Here is a 20,476-nt window from a genome sequence, read left to right as displayed (position 1 = left end):
CGTACAGGTTTCCTACGCAGATTCCGCACAAAGCAAGCGGCCCCCGCACTCGCGAGAGTGCGGGGGCCGCTTGGTGTTTGGGCTATTGACTACCGGTAGTCGTTGGAGAAGCCGTAGTCGTCCAGCGGCACCGCAGCCCCGGCCGGGGCACCGAAGGTGCCGTCCGGGCTGTAGTAGGTGTCGTCGTAGGACGGCACCGCGTAGGCCGCGGCACGCGCTTCCTCGGTCGGCTGAACCTGGATGTTGCGGTACCGGTTGATGCCGGTACCGGCCGGGATCAGCTTACCGATGATCACGTTCTCCTTGAGACCGATCAGCTTGTCGCTGCGGCTGTTGATGGCCGCATCGGTCAGGACACGAGTGGTCTCCTGGAACGACGCCGCCGACAGCCACGACTCGGTCGCGAGCGATGCCTTGGTGATACCCATCAGCACCGGACGTCCGGCCGCCGGCTCGCCACCCTCGGAGACGACCGTGCGGTTGGCCGCCTCGAACTCGGCACGCTCGACGAGCGAACCGGGCAGGAACTCGGTGGTGCCGTGATCGATGATCGTCACGCGACGCAGCATCTGACGCACGATGGTCTCGATGTGCTTGTCGTGGATCGACACACCCTGGCTGCGGTAGACCTCCTGGACCTCGTTGACCAGGTGGACCTGGACCTGACGGGGACCCATGACGCGGAGCACCTCGTGCGGGTTGGCCGAGCCCTCCATGAGCTGCTGGCCGACCTCGACGTGGTCACCGTCGGCAAGGAGCCGCTCGGAACCGTCGTCGTGCTTGAACACACGCAGGCGCTGACGCTTGGAGATCTTGTCGATGACCACTTCCTCGGAACCGTCGTCGGGGACGATGGTGATCTTGTAGAAGCGGTCGTCGTCCTCCAGGCGCACCCGGCCGGAGACCTCCGCGATCGGCGCGACGCCCTTGGGCACGCGCGCCTCGAAGAGCTCCTGGACACGCGGCAGACCACCGGTGATGTCGTCACCGACGCCACCCTGGTGGAACGTACGCATCGTCAGCTGGGTACCGGGCTCACCGATCGACTGGGCCGCGATGATACCGACGGCCTCGCCGATGTCGACGAGCTTGCCGGTCGCCATCGAACGCCCGTAGCACGACGCACACACACCGGTTCCGGTGCCGCAGGTGAGCACCGAGCGCACCTTGACCTGGGTGATGCCGGCGCCGAGAAGAGCCTCGATGGCCGGATCGCCGAGGTCGTGTCCACGCTCGACGATGACGTTGCCGTTCTCGTCGAGCGCATCGGCGGCCAGGGTCCGCGCGTAGGTGGAGGTCTCCACGTGCGCGTCGCGGATCAGCGTGCCGTCGGCCTGCTTCTCGGCGATCGTCGTGGTGATGCCACGCTCGGTGCCGCAATCCACCTCGCGCACGATGACATCCTGCGACACGTCCACCAGACGACGGGTCAGGTAACCCGAGTCGGCGGTACGCAGCGCGGTGTCGGCCAGACCCTTACGGGCGCCGTGCGTGTTGATGAAGTACTCGGCCACGGTCAGGCCCTCGCGGAACGAGGACTTGATCGGACGCGGGATGAACTCACCCTTCGGGTTGGTCACCAGACCCTTCATGCCAGCGAGCGAGCGGATCTGGGTCATGTTGCCCGCCGCACCCGACTTCACGATCATCGGGATCGGGTTGTCATCCGGGTAGTGCGCCTCCATGGCCGCACCGACCTCTTCGGTGGCCTGCTTCCAGATCTCGACCAGGGCGTCGCGACGCTCGTCCGGGGTGAGCGCACCGCGCTGGAACTTGCGCTCCAGGCCGTCGGCCCGCTCCTCGTACTTGTCGAGGATCTCCGCCTTGGCCGGCGGGACCAGCACGTCGGCCATCGAGACGGTGACGCCCGAACGGGTGGCCCAGTAGAAGCCGACATCCTTGAGCTTGTCGACGGTCTGGGCGACCACGATCATCGGGTAGCGCTCGGCCAGATCGTTGATGATCACGGCCTGACGCTTCTTCGGCATCTGCTCGTTGACGAACGGGTACTCCACCGGGAGCAGCTCGTTGAACAGCACACGACCCAGCGTGGTCTCCGCATCCCAGGCCTGACCGTAGCTCCACCCCTCGGGGAAGAGCTGCGCCTCGAGGTCGGCAGGCGGACGCTGGTCGGTCAGACGCACCTTGATCTGCGACTGCACGGTCAGCGCACCACGGTCGACGGCCATGATGGCCTCGGCCGGGCTCGAGTACACACCGCGCTCGACGTCGTCGGAAGTGGCAGGCGTGTACTCGCCGACCGCGCCCTCCTTGAGGGTGGTCAGGTAGTACAGGCCGGTCACCATGTCCAGACGCGGCATGGCCAGCGGTCGGCCCGACGCCGGCGACAGGATATTGTTCGACGACAGCATCAGGATCCGTGCCTCGGCCTGCGCCTCCGCCGACAGCGGGAGGTGCACGGCCATCTGGTCACCGTCGAAGTCGGCGTTGAACGCCTCACACACCAGCGGGTGCAGCTGGATGGCCTTGCCCTCGACGAGCTGCGGCTCGAACGCCTGAATACCCAGGCGGTGCAGCGTCGGAGCACGGTTGAGCAGCACCGGATGCTCGGCGATGACCTCTTCGAGGACGTCCCACACGGCCGGGCGCTGACGCTCGACCATGCGCTTGGCGGACTTGATGTTCTGCGCCTGGTTCAGGTCGACGAGTCGCTTCATCACGAACGGCTTGAACAGCTCGAGCGCCATCAGCTTGGGCAGACCGCACTGGTGCAGCTTGAGCTGCGGGCCGACCACGATGACCGAACGGCCCGAGTAGTCGACACGCTTGCCGAGCAGGTTCTGACGGAACCGGCCCTGCTTGCCCTTCAGCAGATCGCTCAGCGACTTCAGCGGACGGTTGCCCGGTCCGGTGACCGGACGACCGCGGCGGCCGTTGTCGAAGAGCGCGTCCACCGACTCCTGCAGCATCCGCTTCTCGTTGTTGACGATGATCTCGGGAGCACCGAGGTCGATCAGTCGCTTGAGGCGGTTGTTGCGGTTGATGACGCGGCGGTACAGATCGTTGAGGTCGGAGGTCGCGAAGCGGCCACCGTCGAGCTGAACCATCGGACGCAGCTCCGGCGGGATCACCGGCACCGCGTCGAGGATCATGCCCAGCGGCGAGTTGCCCGACTGCTGGAACGCGGCCACGACCTTCAGTCGCTTGAGCGCCCGCAGCTTCTTCTGACCCTTGCCGTTGCGGATGGTGTCGCGCAGCGACTCCGCCTCGGCGTCGATGTCGAAGGTCTCGAGCAGCTTCTTGATGGCCTCGGCACCCATCGACCCGGTGAAATACTCCCCGTACCGCTCGACGAGCTGGTGGTAGAGCTTCTCGTCGATGATGAGGTCACGCGGGGCGAGCTTGACGAACTTGTCCCACAGCTCCTCGAGTGCGTCGAGCTCACGCTGAGCGGCGTCACGCATGCGACGCATCTCGCGCTCGGCACCGTCCTTGACCTTGCGGCGGACGTCGGCCTTGGCGCCTTCGGCCTCCAGCTCGGCGAGATCCTGCTCGAGCTTCTGCTGACGCTCGTTGAGATCGATGTCGCGCTGGTCGGCGACGGCCTTCTTCTCGACCTCCATCTCGGCCTCGAGGGTCGAGAGCTCGTTGTGACGGAGCTCGTCGTCGACCGAGGTGATGACGTAGGCGGCGAAGTAGATGATCTTCTCGAGATCCTTCGGCGCCAGGTCGAGCAGGTAGCCCAGCCGGCTCGGCACACCCTTGAAGTACCAGATGTGCGTGACCGACGCGGCCAGCTCGATGTGGCCCATGCGCTCACGGCGCACCTTGGCCTTGGTCACCTCGACGCCGCAGCGCTCACAGATGATGCCCTTGAAGCGCACGCGCTTGTACTTGCCGCAGTAGCACTCCCAGTCGCGAGTCGGTCCGAAGATCTTCTCGCAGAAGAGGCCGTCCTTCTCCGGCTTGAGCGTGCGGTAGTTGATGGTCTCGGGCTTCTTGACCTCACCGTACGACCAGTTGTGGATGTCGTCGGCCGTGGCGAGGCCGATCTTCAGTTCGTCGAAAAAGTTGACGTCGAGCACTTGTTACCTTTCGGCTCTTCTAGTCAGATTCGGTGATGGTCAGTTGGCGAGATCGTCCACGGTGGCGGACTCGTTGCGCGACAGGTTGATTCCGAGGTTGGCCGCAGCGCGTTCCAGATCCTCGTCGTCGGTGTCGTGCATCTCGATGGCCGCACCGTCGGAGCTGAGCACCTCGACGTTCAGGCACAGCGACTGAAGTTCCTTCAGCAGCACCTTGAACGACTCGGGGATACCGGGCTCCGGGATGTTCTCGCCCTTGACGATCGCCTCGTACACCTTCACGCGGCCGACCACGTCGTCCGACTTGATGGTGAGCAGCTCCTGCAGGGTGTAGGCGGCGCCATAGGCCTGCATGGCCCAGCACTCCATCTCACCGAAGCGCTGACCACCGAACTGCGCCTTACCGCCGAGCGGCTGCTGCGTGATCATCGAGTACGGCCCGGTGGAACGCGCGTGGATCTTGTCGTCCACCAGGTGGTGCAGCTTGATGATGTACATGTAGCCGACCGACACCGGGTACGGGAACGGCTCGCCGGAACGACCGTCGAACAGTGTCGCCTTGCCGTCGCCGTTGACCATGACGTCACCGTCGCGGTTCGGCAGCGTCGAGGACAGCAGTCCGGTCAGCTCCTCCTCGCGGGCACCGTCGAACACCGGAGTGGCGGTGTTGGTGTCGGGCTCGGCCGAGTACATGTCCTCGGGCAGACGCGACGCCCAATCCGGAACCCCGCTGGCCACGTTGATGTTCCAGCCGGCCTTGGCGACCCACCCGAGGTGGGTTTCCAGGATCTGGCCGATGTTCATACGACGCGGTACACCGTGGGTGTTCAGGATGATGTCGACCGGGGTGCCGTCCGGCAGGAACGGCATGTCCTCGGCGGGCAGGATCTTGCCGATGACGCCCTTGTTGCCGTGGCGGCCGGCGAGCTTGTCGCCGTCCTGGATCTTGCGCTTCTGGGCCACGTAGACGCGGACCAGCTCGTTGACGCCGGGTGCGAGATCGTCGTCGTCGTCGCGGCTGAAGACGCGGACGCCGATGACCTTGCCGGTCTCACCGTGCGGAACCTTGAGCGAGGTGTCGCGCACCTCGCGGGCCTTCTCACCGAAGATGGCACGCAGCAGACGCTCCTCCGGGGTCAGCTCGGTCTCGCCCTTCGGGGTGACCTTGCCGACCAGGACGTCGCCGTCGCGAACCTCCGCACCGATGCGCACGATGCCGCGCTCGTCGAGATCGGCGAGGACCTCGTCGGAGACGTTCGGGATGTCCCGGGTGATCTCCTCGGCACCGAGCTTGGTGTCGCGGGCGTCGATCTCGTGCTCCTCGATGTGGATCGAGGTGAGCACGTCCTCCTCCACGAGCCGCTGGCTCAGGATGATCGCGTCCTCGTAGTTGTGACCCTCCCACGGCATGATCGCCACGAGCAGGTTCTTGCCGAGCGCCATCTCACCGTTCTCGGTGCACGGACCGTCGGCCAGGACCTGACCCGACTCCACGCGCTGGCCCTCGTCCACGATGGGACGCTGGTTGGCGCAGGTGCCGTGGTTGGACCGGGCGAACTTGCGCATCCGGTAGGTGTCGCGGGTGCCGTCGTCCGACATCACGGTGATGTAGTCGGCGGAGACCTCCTCGACCACACCGGTCTTGGTGGAGACCACCACATCACCGGCGTCGACGGCGGCACGCAACTCCATGCCGGTACCGACCAGCGGCGACTCGTTGCGCACCAGCGGCACGGCCTGACGCTGCATGTTGGCACCCATGAGGGCACGGTTCGCGTCGTCGTGCTCGAGGAACGGGATCATCGCGGTCGCGACCGACACCATCTGGCGCGGCGACACGTCCATGTAGTCGACCTGATCGGAGCCGACGAGCTCGACCTCGCCACCCTTCTTACGAACCGACACGCGGTCCTCGGTGAAGCGGCCGTTCGCGTCGACCGCGGCATTTGCCTGGGCCTTGACGTAACGATCCTCTTCGTCGGCGGTCAGGTAGTGGATCTCGTCGGTGACGACACCCTCGACGACCTTGCGGTACGGGGTCTCGATGAAGCCGAACGGGTTGACCCGCGCGTACACCGACAGCGAACCGATCAGACCGATGTTCGGACCCTCGGGAGTCTCGATCGGGCACATCCGGCCGTAGTGGCTGGGGTGCACGTCGCGAACCTCGAGGCCGGCGCGCTCACGGGACAGACCACCCGGGCCCAGCGCCGACAGGCGACGCTTGTGGGTCAGACCCGACAGCGGGTTGTTCTGGTCCATGAACTGCGACAGCTGGCTGGTGCCGAAGAACTCCTTGATCGCCGCCACGACGGGACGGATGTTGATCAGGGTCTGCGGCGTGATCGCCTCGACGTCCTGGGTGGTCATGCGTTCGCGCACGACACGCTCCATACGCGAGAGGCCGACGCGGATCTGATTCTGGATCAGCTCGCCGACGGTACGCAGACGACGGTTGCCGAAGTGGTCGATGTCGTCGACCTCGACGGGCACCTCGACACCACCGGGAACGGTCATGTACGTGGTGATGTGCGGATCGGCCTCGTGCAGACGCACCAGGTACTCGACGGTGGCGACGATGTCCTCACGGGTGAGGGTCGACTCGCCGAACATCGGGGTGTCGGTCAGACCGAGCTTCTTGTTGACCTTGTAGCGGCCGACGCGGGCGAGGTCGTAGCGCTTGTCCTTGAAGAACAGGTTCTCCAGGAGGTTCTCCGCGGACTCCTTGGTCGGCGGCTCACCCGGACGCAGCTTGCGGTAGACCTCGAGCAGCGCCTCGTCCTGGTTGGCGGTGTTGTCCTTCTCCAGGGTCGACATCATGATCTCGGAGAAACCGAAACGCTCGGTGATCTCCTCGGTGGTCCAGCCGAGCGCCTTGAGCAGCACGGTGACCGGCTGACGGCGCTTGCGGTCGATGCGCACGCCGACGGTGTCGCGCTTGTCGACGTCGAACTCGAGCCATGCGCCGCGGCCCGGGATGACCTTGACGGTGTGCAGGGTCTTCTCGGTGGCCTTGTCGATCGCGGAGTCGAAGTAGACGCCGGGACTACGGACCAGCTGGCTCACCACGACACGCTCGGTGCCGTTGATGATGAAGCTGCCCTTGTCGGTCATGATCGGGAAGTCGCCCATGAACACGGTCTGCGACTTGATCTCACCGGTGTTGTTGTTGATGAACTCCGCGGTGACGAACAGCGGCGCCGCGTAGGTCATGTCCTTGTCCTTGCACTCCTCGACGGAGGCCTTGACCTCGTCGAAGTGCGGGTCGGAGAAGGACAGCGACATCGATCCGGAGAAGTCCTCGATCGGGGACAGCTCGTGCAGGATGTCTTCGAGGCCTCCGGTCGGGTTCTCCTCGCCGCGCGCGATTGCTTTCGCGCGCCACTCCGGGGAACCGACGAGCCATTCGAAGGAATCGAGTTGGAGGTCGAGGAGGCCGGGTACCTCCAGCGGCTCGCTGATTTTGGCAAAAGACGCGCGATGCGGCGCGCCGGGGATGGTTGAGGTGGACTGGCGGTTGACTGCCAAGATGCGTCCTTCCAACACGACGTTTCACTACCTGGTTGTGCGGTGAGTGGCTTGATGGGCCGTTCGCTGGTGACAACCTGGATCGGCGATCACCGCAGCACACACAACGCGGTTCGTTGGAGAACCTGTAGTGGCCGTGAGGAGGATCAAAGATGGACAGGAGGCAGCCAGCGCAACGTCCAACTGTAGCAGAAAGTAGACGTACTTTGTCAAGCGCGTCTCGAAGCAACTGCGCGCCGGTGGCTGCCTTGCACGTCAATCGCTGGTCACAGCGTGGACCGACTTCGTCCCCACGTCAAGCGCTACGCGCATTTTTGTGGAAACTTTGTTGCCCGCAGCTCGGCGGGGCCTCTCCCGCCGACCGAGGTGCGGGCCTCGAAGCCCGCCGCCACAAAAAAGTAGGGGAAGAAACTCTTCCCCTACTCTTTGAGTCCTCCCCCGGAAATTTCTGGCGGACGACTGTGAACCTCGGGGAAGAAACTCCTCCCCTAGATTTTGTGGGTACGACCCAAGGGCATTTCCCCAGTTCAGAGGATGGCCACCAAACTCGACGCCTCAGCCGCCGGTGCTGAGCGTCAGGATCTTGTTGATGATCCAGTTGTCGCCCGAGCGTTCGGCACTGATCTCCAGGGCCGGGACACCGCTGTTGACGGCCATCCCGTTGATCGACTGGCTGACGATGAGGCTGGCCAGCACGGTGCCCTGGCCGTCCTCGGTCAGATTCTTGACGCCGATCGAATCCACGCGACATTCGGCGACCATGTTGGTCTTGGTGATCAGGTCGCGCTGGGTCGGCACCACGGAGTCGAAGTTCTTGCGGGCCTCTCCGGACAGGACGGCGTGGGCTTGGCGCACCCATTCGTCGACGTTCGGGCCCTGGTAGGCGATGGCCGTGCAGATCTTGGCGCCGACCTGCCCGGACAGTTCGGCCGTCGCCGATGTGTCGATGTACGCGCGGTTCGGTCCGATGTCGGCACCCGGATGGGCCGCTGCGATGGCGGCAAGCACCGCGAGCACGGCGGCCACGGCCGCGAGAATGGCGACCGTGCGCCGGCTGAACCAGCCCCGCCCGGTTGCCAGTTGGCGTCCGAACCCGGTCACGGCCGCCGACCCCGACTTTGCACGTGCGCTCGCCGGGCGCTTGGCGTCCGACGCAGGACCACTCTTCGTCGGCGGGGCGTCCGCGCCGGAACGCAGGGTCGAGACCCGCGACACCGTGCGCGTCTTGCCCGTCGGCTTGTCCAGGGGCACAGCCTCGGTGGCGTCGGCCTTCGCAGCGCCGGCGTCGGTGTCCGGCTCGGCACTGGGTGCCGCGTCCGTCTCGGTCTCTACGGTCTCGGCCTCGTCCGCGGGTACAGTCTCCGCGGTGTCGGCGTCGTCTGAGATCGCAGGGTCGTCGGCACGTTCGATATGCGTCGTGTCCGGTTCCGGATCGGTGCCGGCGGCGGGAGCAGCGACGTCAGCGTCGGGCTGATCGGCCCGGTCCGGCTGCGCGGGACCCGACGACCAGTTGGAGTCGTCGACGTTCGACCGCGACCCGGCGACGCGTGGCCGGTATCCGGGAGTGCGTGGTGTGCGCGGTCCGATACTTCGTGGTCGTGGACTACGTGGTGCCATCAGTTCCCACCACCTTGGGGCGGGGTCACCGGCGTGCTCGGCGTGGTGCGCTGACCGGGTTGTTCCTGCACGGCCATACCGTCAAGCGGGAAGACCGTGTCGGCCTTCCACGTGCCGTCGGACCCCTTGTTCATGTGCAGAAGAAATCCCATCGTCACCGGGTCCGACTGCTTCCCGTCGGCGCTGCCGACCACGTTCACGTACACCTGGACCTTCGCGGTTCCGTCGTCGGCGTTGACCTCGGTCGGAGCCGAGCTCTTCACCGCACCGGTTGTGATCCGCTTCTGGTTGGCGGCCTTGCGCAGGGGGTCGATCAACGACGCCTGGATCTGGTTGTTGACCTGGGTGAGCGCCCCACCGGTGAACGATGCGTTCAGATTCCTCTGCCACTCGTCGAGGCGCGCAGGATCGATGGTGGTGACGTTGACCATGGCCTGTTCGGCGGCGGCGGTCGCCTCGTCGCGGGCCTGCTGGATCGGCTTCTGGACAAAGTAGGCCTCGTAGGCCTGGTATCCGAAGAATCCCGCACACGCCACGGCCACAGCGACCGCAACGATCGCCAGCACCCCCACGATGTTGCGGGGCCGGCGATCGGCGTCGTTCGCCGTCGGCTGCTGCGCGTCGTTGCGCGGGTTCTTGTCAGTCTTCATCGGCCGTCACTGTAACGATCGCACCTGAGAACTTGCCAATCCGCGATGGAATCGACAGGCCTGCAGGCCGACCTACTTCTGGTGGACACCCAACAGGATCGCCAGCTGGGTCGCGAGCGGATTCAGGTTGAGCTTGTCGGGATCTTTCTTCGGCGTCTTGTCCCACGGCTGCGGGTAGGCCGGATTGGAGTACTTGGCACGCTCCGCGCCGCGCACCCCTGTCGGATTGCCGAATGGCACAGTACATTTCGCGTTCGTGTTGAACGGGAACTCGTCGTAGTGGACGTTGAAGGCCGGGTTCTGGGCCTTCATCCGGTCGATCATCGCCTGGGTGCCCTCGTAACCGCGGGTACACGACGCCGGGTTGTTGGTCTCGAGCACCACACCGAAGTGGATCTGACCGTCGCCGGGCGCGGGACTGTAGCTGCCCGCCGACAACGCCGAGAGCATCGCAAAGGTCGGCGACACCGCGAACGACGTCGGTTCGATGGTGCGCACCACCTGCGACAGGTCGCTCACGACCTTGGCGATGTCGCCGCCGTTCTTCTGGATCAGGTTGGAGACCTGCGTCGCGGCCAGCGTTCCGGTGGTCAGCAGTCGGCGCAGATCCGGATCGGCGGACTGCAGCGTCGCGGTGATCAGGTTGATGTTGCGCGACCACGCGAGGATCTCGTCGGACTGCTCGGCCTGGGTGGCCAGCACGACGTTGGAGTCCTCGATCAGTGCGACGGTCGCGCCGAGGTTCTCCACCCCGGCCCGGCTCAGCCGAGAAAGCGAATCGACGAGTCGGGTGAGGTTCTCGCTCTGCCCGTTGAACGCCTTGCCGAGCTCAGTGATCACCGTGTGCAGGTCGTCCACCGGGATCGACGACGTGAAGTCGATCGCGGAGGCCACCACGTCCTCGAGCGGCGGCGGGAGTTGCGTGTGTTCGCGTGTGATCGTCGAACCGTCTTCGAGGTAGGGCGCACCGCTCGAGCGCGGCTGCAGGTCGACGAACTGCTCACCGATCGCCGACCGGGAGGCCACCACGGCCACCGCCGATGCCGGGATCTCCGGGCCGCCCGAATCGAGGTCGAGGGTGACGTCGACTCCCGTCTGCGTCAGTTTCAGCTCACCGACGCGTCCGACGGGCACACCCAAGTAGGTCACCTCGGCGTTGGTGAAGATGCCGCCGGAATCGGCCATCTGCGCCGTCACCTTGTAGGTCCCGAATCCTGCGAGCTTGTCCAGCCGCGCGTACCTGGCACCGACGTACACCATCGCCACCAGCCCGACGATCACGAACACGATCAACTGGATCTTGACGAATCTGCTGATCACGGCTGCACCCCCAGCATCGCGAGCGGACCGTCGAAGAATCGCTGACCCGGCTGCACCGGTTTCGGCAACGACGCCGGATACGTGCCGCCCGACGGTGGTGTGTTGGGCCCCGGCCGCGAGTTGGGCGCAGGCGGCAGCAGGGTGATGGTCGGCCAGCCGTACCGCGGGCCGTTGCCGCCGTAGTACGGGTTGGCCGGGTTGACCGGAACGTTCACTCGCGCGTTGGGCGAGTACTTCGGCCTTCCCTGCCCGACGCCGAGCGCTTCGAGCTGGTTGAGCAGCCGGAAGTCGAGCGTCATGAACAGGTTGGCCGAGTCGCCGTGCACACCCGGCAGAATCCAGTCCGGGAACGGAATGGTCAGCATCAGCGGCGCGGCGGTGATCAGATCGGGCGCCGACTTGGCCAGCTGCGTGAGAATCGGACGCAGCGCCTTCAGATCGGTGATCAGCGCTTCACGTGACTTGCCGAGGACATCGGTACCCACCTGGCCGAGCTTGTCGAGCTTGGTCAGCAGGTCGACGAACTGCGGCCGCTGCTGCTCGAGCACCTCGATACCCGCGGGCAACTGCTTGAGGATGCGGTCGATCTGAGCAGTCTGAGCAGCCGTGCGAGTCGACAACGCAGCCAGGCCGTCGATGGCCCGGATGATGTCGTCGCGCTGACGGTTGAGGCCGGTGATGAGGACGTTCGTCTGCCTCAGCAGGCTCCGCACCTCAGTGGTACGGCCACCGAGCACCTTGTTCAGTTCGGTGACGATCGGCTGCAGCTGATTGAGCCCACCTCCGTTGAGCAGCATCGCCAGCGCACCGAGAACCTGCTCGATATCGGTCGCGGTGCGCGTCCGGGTGAGCGGGATCGGCTGATCCGGGTTCTGCCGCGGCGCGTCGGCCGTGTTCGGCGGTTCGGCCAGCGCCACGAACTTCTCGCCGAGCAGCGACGTCTGCTGAACGCTGGCCAGCGCCTTGTCCGACAGATCGACCTCGTTCTTCACCTCGACGGTGACCTGAGCGAACCACTCCTGACCCGGCACCTCGATCTTGGTGACACGGCCGACCGGGATGCCGTTTTGCTTCACCATCGACTGCGGCACCAGGTCGAGGATGTTGTCGAACTGGATCTTGTAGGTGCGCGGGTTGTCGCCGGTGTCGACACCGCCGGGCAGCGGGATCGACTGGATGCCGTTGCTCCCGCAGCCGGCGATCGCGAACACCATCGACAACAGCACGGCCACGGCGGCAGCTCGCGTGACGCGACGCGGAACCGCTCGCACGATCGGGACGGGACGGGTCATCAGTTGCCTCCCCGCGGTGTGCTCGACGCCGGGGTGCGCGACGGTCGTGTCGACGGCGTCGCAGGTGCCCGGGTCGACGTCGGGGTCGTGAGGTTCGGATCCGGGTTGCCCGGCACGGTTCCCGGCACCGGGTAGCGCTGCAGCTTGTCGTTGCTCATGATGCCGAACGGCAGCACCGGCAGAAGCGGTTCGAGCACCCGGTTCTTGATCTGCCTACCGATGTTCTCGCACTGGCTGATCAGCGGCGCGAGCCTCGTGCTGAACTGCACGAAGGCCGGGTTGCCGGGCATCAGCTTGCCGAGGTCGAGCAGACGGCACTGGGCGCCGATCAGATCCTGCAGATCCGGGATGGTCAGACGCAGCGCCAGCGTGCCGGACTCGGCGTCGTAGGCGTTGATCAGGTTGTTCAGCGTCACCGGCAGCACCGTCAGGATCTCCTTCAAGGAGTTCCGGGTGTCCAGCAATGCCTGCGTCGTCGGCTGCAGATCCTTGACGGTCTCACCGATCTGTTCCCGATTGTCCGCGATGAACGTCGCGACATCGCCGAGCGCGAACGACAGCCGGTTCAACGACGTCGCGAGCTGGTTGCGCTCACCCGCGAGGAACGTGTTGAACGACGCCATCTGCGTGTTGAACTGACGCACCTGCGCGTCGTTCTGCCGCAGCGCGCCGACGAACACGTTCAGGTTCTTGATGGTGTCGACGAGGTTGCCGCGCGAATCGCTGAGGGTGGTCGAGGCCTTCGACAGGTTCTCGATCGCCTTGCCCAGCGCTTCGCCGTTGCCCGAGAGGTTGTCGGCACCGGTGGCGATCACGTCGCTCACCGCGCCGTTCTTGTTGGCGCCCTGCGGGCCGAGTGCGTCGGACAGCTCCTTGACACTCCGATAGATCTGGTCGACCTCGACCGGAACCAGCGTCTTGTCCAGGCCCAAGGTGATGTCGTCGGAAGCCTTGGGACCACCCGTGTATGCCGGGGCCAGCTGGACGTAGCGGTCGGCGACCACCGACGGAATGATCTGTACCGCACGGACATCGGCGGGCAGGTCCACACCACGATCGACCGTCATGGTCACCTTGACGGTCTCCCCCTGCGGCTCCACCGAGTCGACCTTGCCGACCGCGACACCGAGCACCCGCACGTCGGAACCCTCGTAGATGCCGACCGTCCGCTTGAAGGTCGCGGTGATCTTGGTGGTGCCCAGCGACGAGAACACCCACGACAGGGCACCCGCGAGGATCAACGCGAGAATCAGCCCGATGACGATGTAGACGATGTGCCGCGGCGTGAACCAGCGGCCCGGACCGGACGTCCGGGTGAGGTCGGGCGCGGTCATCAGCCGGCCTCCGTTCCACCGTTGTTCTGATCCGCCTTCTTGTTGGGCGGACGCGTGGTGTTCTGCTGCGGCAGACCCGGCGGCAGCAGGTTGACGACCACCTGGTCGAACCAGCGACCGTTGCCGAGCACGTTGGCGTAGAGCCGATAGAACGGCGCCATGTAGGTGATGGTCTTGCGCAGGTTCTGGTTCTGCGCGATGAGCAGCTGGTTGACGCCGTTGATCGCGTCGAGCGCCGGACCGATCTGCTTCTCGTTGTCGCGCACGATGCCGGTCAGCGAGGTGCTCAGACTGGTGGTGCTCGCGAGCAGCGCCGAGATGGAACGCTGGCGATTGTTCAGTTCGTCGAGCAGCTGTCCGGCACCCGCGATGAGGCGCACGAACTCCTCGTTGCGATCGGCCAGGATCTTCGATGTGTCCTTGGTGGCCACCAGCAGCCGCTGCACTTCCTGGTCGCGGCTCGCGATGGTCGACGACAGACGGGCGATGCCGTCGAGCGCCGGGCCCATGTCGCCGGCGGTACCCGAGAACGCATCCGACAACGTCCGCAGCGACGTCGCGACCTGCGTGGTGTTGATCCCGGGATCACCGCCGTTGGGGTCGCCGGTCAGCTGCTTGGCGGCGTCGGAGAAGGCCTCGACCACGTCGTAGGGAGCGACGGTGTCGGTGAGGGGCTCGTCGGGATCGGCCGGCTCGCTGCCGCGCGGGACCAGTGCCAGGAACTTCTGCCCGAGGATGGTCTTGATCTGGATCGACGCCTGGGTCTGGTTCCCGATCCAGGTGTTGTTCACCCGGAATGTGACGTTGACGCGGTCGCCGTCGAGCTCCACGCCGTCGACCTCGCCCACCTTCACACCGGCGACACGGACCTCGTTGCCCGGCTTGAGTCCGGCGGCCTCGGTGAACTTCGCGGTGTAGCGCGCACCGGCACCGACGAGCGGAAGCGACGTCAGATAGAACGACGAAATGGCGAGCATCAACAGGATGAGGATGCCGATCGCGCCGATGCTGACCGGGCTGCGCCGTCCGCCGAAGCGGCGATGCGGATGGGTCTGCTGCGGTTCCTGATCTTCGGAATCGGATGCGTTGGACTGGTCGGTCATCATTCTCACCCCCCTGGCTGTTCGTTGGCCCAACAGCGGGTTGCCGCGTTGGTGTAGAGCACGTGATTGATGTTGGGCAGCGGGATCAGCGGCTTGGTCAGCAACACCGACTTGCCGTTGCCGGCGACGACGTCGATGCCACACAGATAGAACTGGAACCAAGAACCGAAGCTGGCCGCGCGGCCGATCTTCATCAGCTTCACCGGCAGATTGTTCAACGTCTCGTTGACGTCGTCATCGCGGGCGTTGATCTGGTCGGCCAGGGCCTTCAATCCGGCAATGTCGCCCTGGATCGACGGCCGCGTCTGTCCGAGGATGTTGGCGGTCACGGTGGTCAGATTCGACACCGACGTGATCGCCGACCCCACCGAACCGCGTTGCGCCGCAAGACCGGTCACCAGTCGCTCGGTGTTGTCGAGGAGGCTGGTGAACTGCGCGTCGTTGCGGTTGACCGTCTCGAGCACCTTCGTCAGGTTGGTGATCAGTTCACCGATCACGGCATCCTTGTCGGCGATCGCATTGGTCAGGTCGGCTGTACTGCTCACCAGCGACGCGATCGATGAGCTCTGCCCGTCGAAGACCGCGATGATTTCCTCGGACAGCTTGTTCACGTCGTCGGCGGACAACTGCTGGAACAGCGGCCGGAAACCGTTGAACAGTTCGGTCAGGTTCACCGGCGGGTGGGTGTCACGCACCGCGGGATTGGTGCCGAACGTGTGTCCTTGCGAGACCGTCTGGGTGGGATCACCCGCGCCGCGTTCGAGGGCGAGGTAGCGCAGTCCAGTCAGGTTCCGGTAGCGGATGTAGAGCTGGGTGCCCGCGGGCAGGGAGTCGCGGTCGAGGTTGAACTTGACCAGCGCCCGCGACACCTCCTCGTTGCGTTCGGTCACCCGGACGACCTCGACGCCGGTGACCTGCCCGACGCGCACACCGGCGATACGTACGTCGTCACCGGGGTTGAGCAGCGTCGCATCGGTGAACTGCGCCGAGTACTCGGCGTCACCGTCGCCGCCGGCGTTGGCGATCGTCAGCGCGAGCAGACTCGTCGCGACGACAGTCACCACCGCGAAGATGATGAGCTTGGTGAGAGGTCCGACAATCGATTTCATTTGATGTCGACCTTCGCTCCCTGCAATGCGGCGCCACCGATCAGCGTCACCCAGGTGGGCACGTCCTTGGGATCCACCCCGCTGGTGGCCCCGTAGATCACCTTGAGCTGGTTGACGTAGTCGGGGTCGTCGTACGGGTTGGCCCGGATCGTGCCGGCCGGCATCGCAGCGAACTGCGGTTGCGGCAGCTGCGGCATCGTGCGCGGGCCGGGGTTACGGGACGGTGGCTGGTAGCTGCCGTCGGCGAGACCGCCGCCCGGGTACTGCGGGAAGGGACGGCCGTTGGTGGCCTTCTCGTAGCACACCGCGGGTGGGTCCAGATCGAATAAGCGCGGTTCGTCCTGGTTGGGCAGGTAGCGGCCGCGAGGATTCACGAACTGCAGGTTCACGTGCACGCCCGGGTTCTTGGTGCCCTGCCCGACGATGCGTCGTGACTCGGGGATCAGGCCGGCGAAGTTGCGGAACGTGCACACAAAGGTCGGTGACTGCTTGGCGAGACCCACCAGGAACGGCTCCGACCCTACGAACAGGTCGATCAGGTTTGCCCGGTTCTGCTGCAGCCACACGGTGGTGTCGGTCGCGGCGACACCGAGCGTCGCGATCAAGGTCCGCAGATCACCCTGCCGCTCCACGATCGTGTTGCTCGTCGTCCGGAAATTGTCCAGCGCGTCGACCACGTCCGGGAGGGCGTCGGAGTACGTCTGGGAGAACGACGCCAGCCCGCGCAACGTGCCCTGCAGGTCGGGCAGGCTGCGATTGATCCGGGTGAAGATCGTGTTCAGCTCTTCCAGCGTCGTCCCGATCTGTTCGCCGCGCCCCGCCAGCGCCGTCGACAACGAGGTCAGCGTGACGTTCAGGTCCTGCGGCGGGATCGCCTCGAGCACCGGGAGCAACTTGTCGAAGAGCTCTTGGACCTCTTTGGCGTTGCCGCTGCTGTCGGTCTGGATCACCGCACCGTTGCTCAGCGTCGGGCCACCGGTGGTGTCGGGCACCTGCAGGGCGATGTAGCGCTCACCGAACAGGGTCTTGGGCAGGATGCGGGCGGTGGTGGACGCGGGCAGCGCGTCGGCCTTGTCCGGGTACAGACCCAGGATCACGTCGACGGTTCCGTCGGGAGCAGGCTCGACGTTGCGCACCACACCGACGACCATGCCGCGCGCCTTCACGTCGGCGTTCGTCGGCAGTGCATTACCGGTCGAATCAGTCTTGAGAGTCACCTCGGTGTAGTCGGTGAACGTGTTGTTGAACTTCATGACGGTCACCGCGAAGAACAGGGCGACGATGATGAAGAACACCAGACCGAGCAGACGTCGGCGCAGAACGGTCACGCGGCTAACCCCCCACTCGCACGGTCGTCGTCGTGCCCCAGATGGCCAGACCCAGGAAGAAGTCGAGGATCGCGATCAGCACCAACGCGGCACGGACAGCGTGTCCCACGGCCACGCCGACGCCGGCCGGGCCGCCACTCGCGTAGTAGCCGTAGTAGCAGTGCACCAGGATGATCACGAACGCGAAGACCAAGACCTTGCCGAACGACCACAACACGTCGCCGGGTGGCAAGAAGAGATTGAAGTAGTGGTCATAGGAGCCACCCGACTGACCGTTGAACACCGTGGTGATCACGCGGGAGGCGAGGTACGCGGAGAGCAGACCGAGGACGTAGAGCGGGATGACGGCCACGAAGCCGGCGATCACGCGGGTGCTGACGAGGAACGGGATCGACGGCACCGCCATGGTCTCGAGTGCGTCGATCTCCTCGGAGATACGCATCGCACCGAGCTGCGCGGTGAAACCACAACCGACCGTCGCCGACAACGCGAGACCCGCGACCAGGGGCGCCACCTCGCGGGTGTTGACGTAGGCGGAGAGGAAGCCGGTCAGCGCCTGCGAACCGATCTGGTCGAGCGCGGCGTAACCCTGCAGTCCGACGACCACGCCGGTGAACCCCGACATCAGCACCATCACGCCGATGGTTCCGCCGATCACGGCAAGACCACCCGAACCGAACGCGACCTCGGCGAGCAGCCGCAGCACCTCGCGGGTGTAGTGCACCAGGGTCCGCGGAATCCACGCGAGCGTGCGTCCGTAGAAGGACATCTGTTCGCCCGCGCCGTCGAGCAGTTTCAGCGGCTTGCCCGCGAACTTGCGGACCTCGTACGCGTAGTACTCGGGCCGGCTCTTGGCGATCGTCACCCCACCGTCACCGTTGGACATCGTCAACTTCCCTTCGGCGGGACGATCTGCAGGTAGACCGCAGTGATGATCAGGTTGGCCAGGAACAGCAGCAGGAACGTGATGACCACACTCTGGTTCACCGCGTCACCCACACCCTTCGGACCGCCCTTGGGATGCAGACCCTTGTAGGCGGCGACGACGCCGGCGAGCACACCGAAGATCGCCGCCTTGAGGGTAGAGACGTACAGGTCGGGCAACTGCGCCAGCGCACCGAACGACGCGAGGTAGGCGCCCGGCGTACCGCCCTGCACGACGACGTTGAAGAAGTAGCCGCCGCCGATGCCGATCACCGCGACCAGCCCGTTGAGCAGCATCGCGACCAGCACCATGGCCAGCACGCGCGGAACCACCAGACGCTGGATCGGGTTGATTCCCAAGACCTCCATCGCGTCGATCTCTTCACGAATGGTCCTCGAACCCAGGTCGGCGGCGACCGCCGACCCGGCAGCGCCCGCGATCAGCAGCGACGTCACCAAAGGAGAACCCTGCTGAATCACCACCAACACGCTCGCCGCGCCCGTATAGGACTCTGCACCGAGCTGCTTGATCAGCGAACCGGTCTGCAGCGAGACAATGGCGCCGAACGGGATCGCGATGAGTGCCGTCGGCAAGATCGTCACACTGGCGATGAACCATGCCTGCTGGATGAACTCCCGCCACTGAAACGGGCGCACAAAAGTCTGGCGTGCAACATCGACGAAGAGCTGAACGATATTGCCGGTCTGTTCGAGCGCACCCGTACCGGCTTTCGCGATTCGATCGACGCCACGCGTGGTGGCATTGCTCATTCCTAGGTGCCCCGCCCTTCGTGACCCGACACCTCACCCCGATTGGTGTCGATGGGTTGCGTCTGCGAGTTGTCCGGCACGCCCCACTGTTGGGTGGGCGCATCGTTGCCCGGATACTCGATCACGTCGGTTTTGGAATCGGCGACCGCGACTCCGCCGCCCCCTTTGACCTGAGTCCATTCGCCTGCGCCGCCGGAATACTGGCCGCCCGACTGCTGGGCCTCGCCGTGTGCCTGTGCCTCGGCGCGGAGCTGGTCTTCGTGCTCCATCGATTCGCGGATGGCCTGCTGGGCGTTCTGCGGCAGCGACGGCAGGATCTCCATCACCCGCTCACGGTGACGGGCGACCGCCTTGCGCTCGGGCATACCCGGATTGGGCTGCACCTGCGGAATGATCTCGGAGAAGTCGTCCTTGGTACCGCCACCACCGATACCGGCGGCCTGCATGGCCTCTTCCTGCTTCTGGACCGCCTCGTCCTTCTCCTCGGACATGCCGATCGGACCGAACCGGTCGCCGGAGAGGAACTGCTTGACCACCGGCTGCTCACTGGTGAGGAGCTGCTCACGCGGCCCGAACATCACCAACTCCTTACGGAACAACATGCCGATGTTGTCCGGGATGGTGCGGGCGATGTTGATGTTGTGCGTCACGATCAGGATCGTCGCGTCGATCTGCGCGTTGATGTCGATCAACAGCTGCGAGATGTACGCGGTACGCACCGGATCCAGACCCGAGTCCGGCTCGTCACACAGGATGATCTGCGGGTCCAGCACGAGTGCACGCGCGAGGCCGGCGCGCTTGCGCATACCGCCGGAGATCTCACCGGGAAGCTTGTCCTCGGCACCGGTCAGACCGACCAGGTCGATCTTCTCCATCACGATGTCGCGGATCTCGTTCTCCTTCTTCTTCGTGTGCTCACGAAGCGGGAACGCGATGTTGTCGTACAGCGACATGGAACCGAACAGTGCACCGTCCTGGAACAGCACACCGAACAGCTTGCGGATCTCATAGAGCTCTTTGGCCGAGCACTTGGTGATGTCGGTGCCATCGATGATCACCGACCCCTGCTCGGGATGCAGCAGACCGATCAGGGTCTTCAAGAACACCGACTTACCGGTACCCGACGGGCCCAGCAGAGCCGACACCTCACCCGACGGCAACGTCAGCGTGACATCACGCCAAATGTTCTGAGACCCGAATGACTTGGTGAGTCCTTCGACACTGACCTCTACACCCACTGCTTCCTCCAGACGATCGCTGCCCCCTGCGGCGGCCCCACGGTGCGGCCACACACGAACCGGTGCAATTTGTGGTTGGGGTCACTGTAGCGGACGCCCAGCCACCGATCCCCTCACCGGATCGTTTTCTCAGCGTTGGTCGCAGAGAAAGCTACCAGCCGGTAACCCTGCCTGCCGCATGAGGGTATCTCATGCTCTCGCCGTGAGGGAAGTCGG

The 20,476-nt window shown here is 65.2% G+C and carries 13 protein-coding genes; all 13 read right to left on the bottom strand.

Annotated elements, in window-relative coordinates; translation table 11 throughout:
* Positions 1–89 precede the first annotated feature (89 nt).
* Positions 90–4,046 (bottom strand): DNA-directed RNA polymerase subunit beta', encoded by a 3,957-nt coding sequence (locus ABZW74_RS08270; protein ID WP_240860132.1) that lies wholly within the window; start codon positions 4,044–4,046, stop codon positions 90–92.
* A gap of 39 nt (positions 4,047–4,085) precedes the next feature.
* Positions 4,086–7,574 (bottom strand): DNA-directed RNA polymerase subunit beta, encoded by a 3,489-nt coding sequence (gene rpoB / locus ABZW74_RS08265; RefSeq protein ID WP_240860131.1) that lies wholly within the window; start codon positions 7,572–7,574, stop codon positions 4,086–4,088.
* Between the two features lie 555 nt (positions 7,575–8,129).
* On the bottom strand, positions 8,130–9,191 hold the full coding sequence (locus ABZW74_RS08260; RefSeq protein ID WP_355275501.1) for a hypothetical protein: 1,062 nt from the start codon (positions 9,189–9,191) through the stop codon (positions 8,130–8,132).
* A complete protein-coding gene (locus ABZW74_RS08255) occupies positions 9,191–9,841 on the bottom strand; it encodes a hypothetical protein (protein WP_240860128.1) in 651 nt (216 codons plus the stop codon). Before ABZW74_RS08255 ends, ABZW74_RS08260 begins: the two co-directional genes overlap by 1 nt.
* A gap of 72 nt (positions 9,842–9,913) precedes the next feature.
* The gene (locus ABZW74_RS08250; protein ID WP_240860126.1) at positions 9,914–11,161 is read right to left on the bottom strand and encodes an MlaD family protein; all 1,248 of its coding nucleotides are present in this window, start codon (positions 11,159–11,161) and stop codon (positions 9,914–9,916) included.
* On the bottom strand, positions 11,158–12,375 hold the full coding sequence (locus ABZW74_RS08245; protein ID WP_240860176.1) for an MCE family protein: 1,218 nt from the start codon (positions 12,373–12,375) through the stop codon (positions 11,158–11,160). Before ABZW74_RS08245 ends, ABZW74_RS08250 begins: the two co-directional genes overlap by 4 nt.
* Positions 12,376–12,452: 77 nt before the next feature.
* A complete protein-coding gene (locus ABZW74_RS08240; RefSeq protein ID WP_355275499.1) occupies positions 12,453–13,787 on the bottom strand; it encodes an MCE family protein in 1,335 nt (444 codons plus the stop codon).
* Positions 13,787–14,890 (bottom strand): MCE family protein, encoded by a 1,104-nt coding sequence (locus tag ABZW74_RS08235; RefSeq protein ID WP_240860123.1) that lies wholly within the window; start codon positions 14,888–14,890, stop codon positions 13,787–13,789. Before ABZW74_RS08235 ends, ABZW74_RS08240 begins: the two co-directional genes overlap by 1 nt.
* 5 nt (positions 14,891–14,895) lie before the next feature.
* On the bottom strand, positions 14,896–15,999 hold the full coding sequence (locus tag ABZW74_RS08230; protein WP_240860121.1) for an MlaD family protein: 1,104 nt from the start codon (positions 15,997–15,999) through the stop codon (positions 14,896–14,898).
* On the bottom strand, positions 15,996–17,327 hold the full coding sequence (locus ABZW74_RS08225) for an MCE family protein (protein ID WP_240860119.1): 1,332 nt from the start codon (positions 17,325–17,327) through the stop codon (positions 15,996–15,998). The genes ABZW74_RS08230 and ABZW74_RS08225 overlap by 4 nt, the downstream gene beginning before the upstream one ends.
* 4 nt (positions 17,328–17,331) lie before the next feature.
* Positions 17,332–18,213, bottom strand: coding sequence for an ABC transporter permease (locus ABZW74_RS08220; RefSeq protein WP_355275496.1), 882 nt, complete (start codon positions 18,211–18,213; stop codon positions 17,332–17,334).
* 2 nt (positions 18,214–18,215) lie between these two features.
* A complete protein-coding gene (locus ABZW74_RS08215) occupies positions 18,216–19,022 on the bottom strand; it encodes an ABC transporter permease (RefSeq protein ID WP_355275494.1) in 807 nt (268 codons plus the stop codon).
* A gap of 2 nt (positions 19,023–19,024) precedes the next feature.
* The gene (locus ABZW74_RS08210; RefSeq protein WP_355275492.1) at positions 19,025–20,260 is read right to left on the bottom strand and encodes an ABC transporter ATP-binding protein; all 1,236 of its coding nucleotides are present in this window, start codon (positions 20,258–20,260) and stop codon (positions 19,025–19,027) included.
* Between the last annotated feature and the right edge of the window lie 216 nt (positions 20,261–20,476).

The sequence above is a fragment of the Gordonia sp. NPDC003585 genome (assembly GCF_040610755.1).
Classification (GTDB): domain Bacteria; phylum Actinomycetota; class Actinomycetes; order Mycobacteriales; family Mycobacteriaceae; genus Gordonia.
Note: the sequence above shows the minus strand (reverse complement) of the source record. Positions and strands in the feature narration are given on the sequence as shown.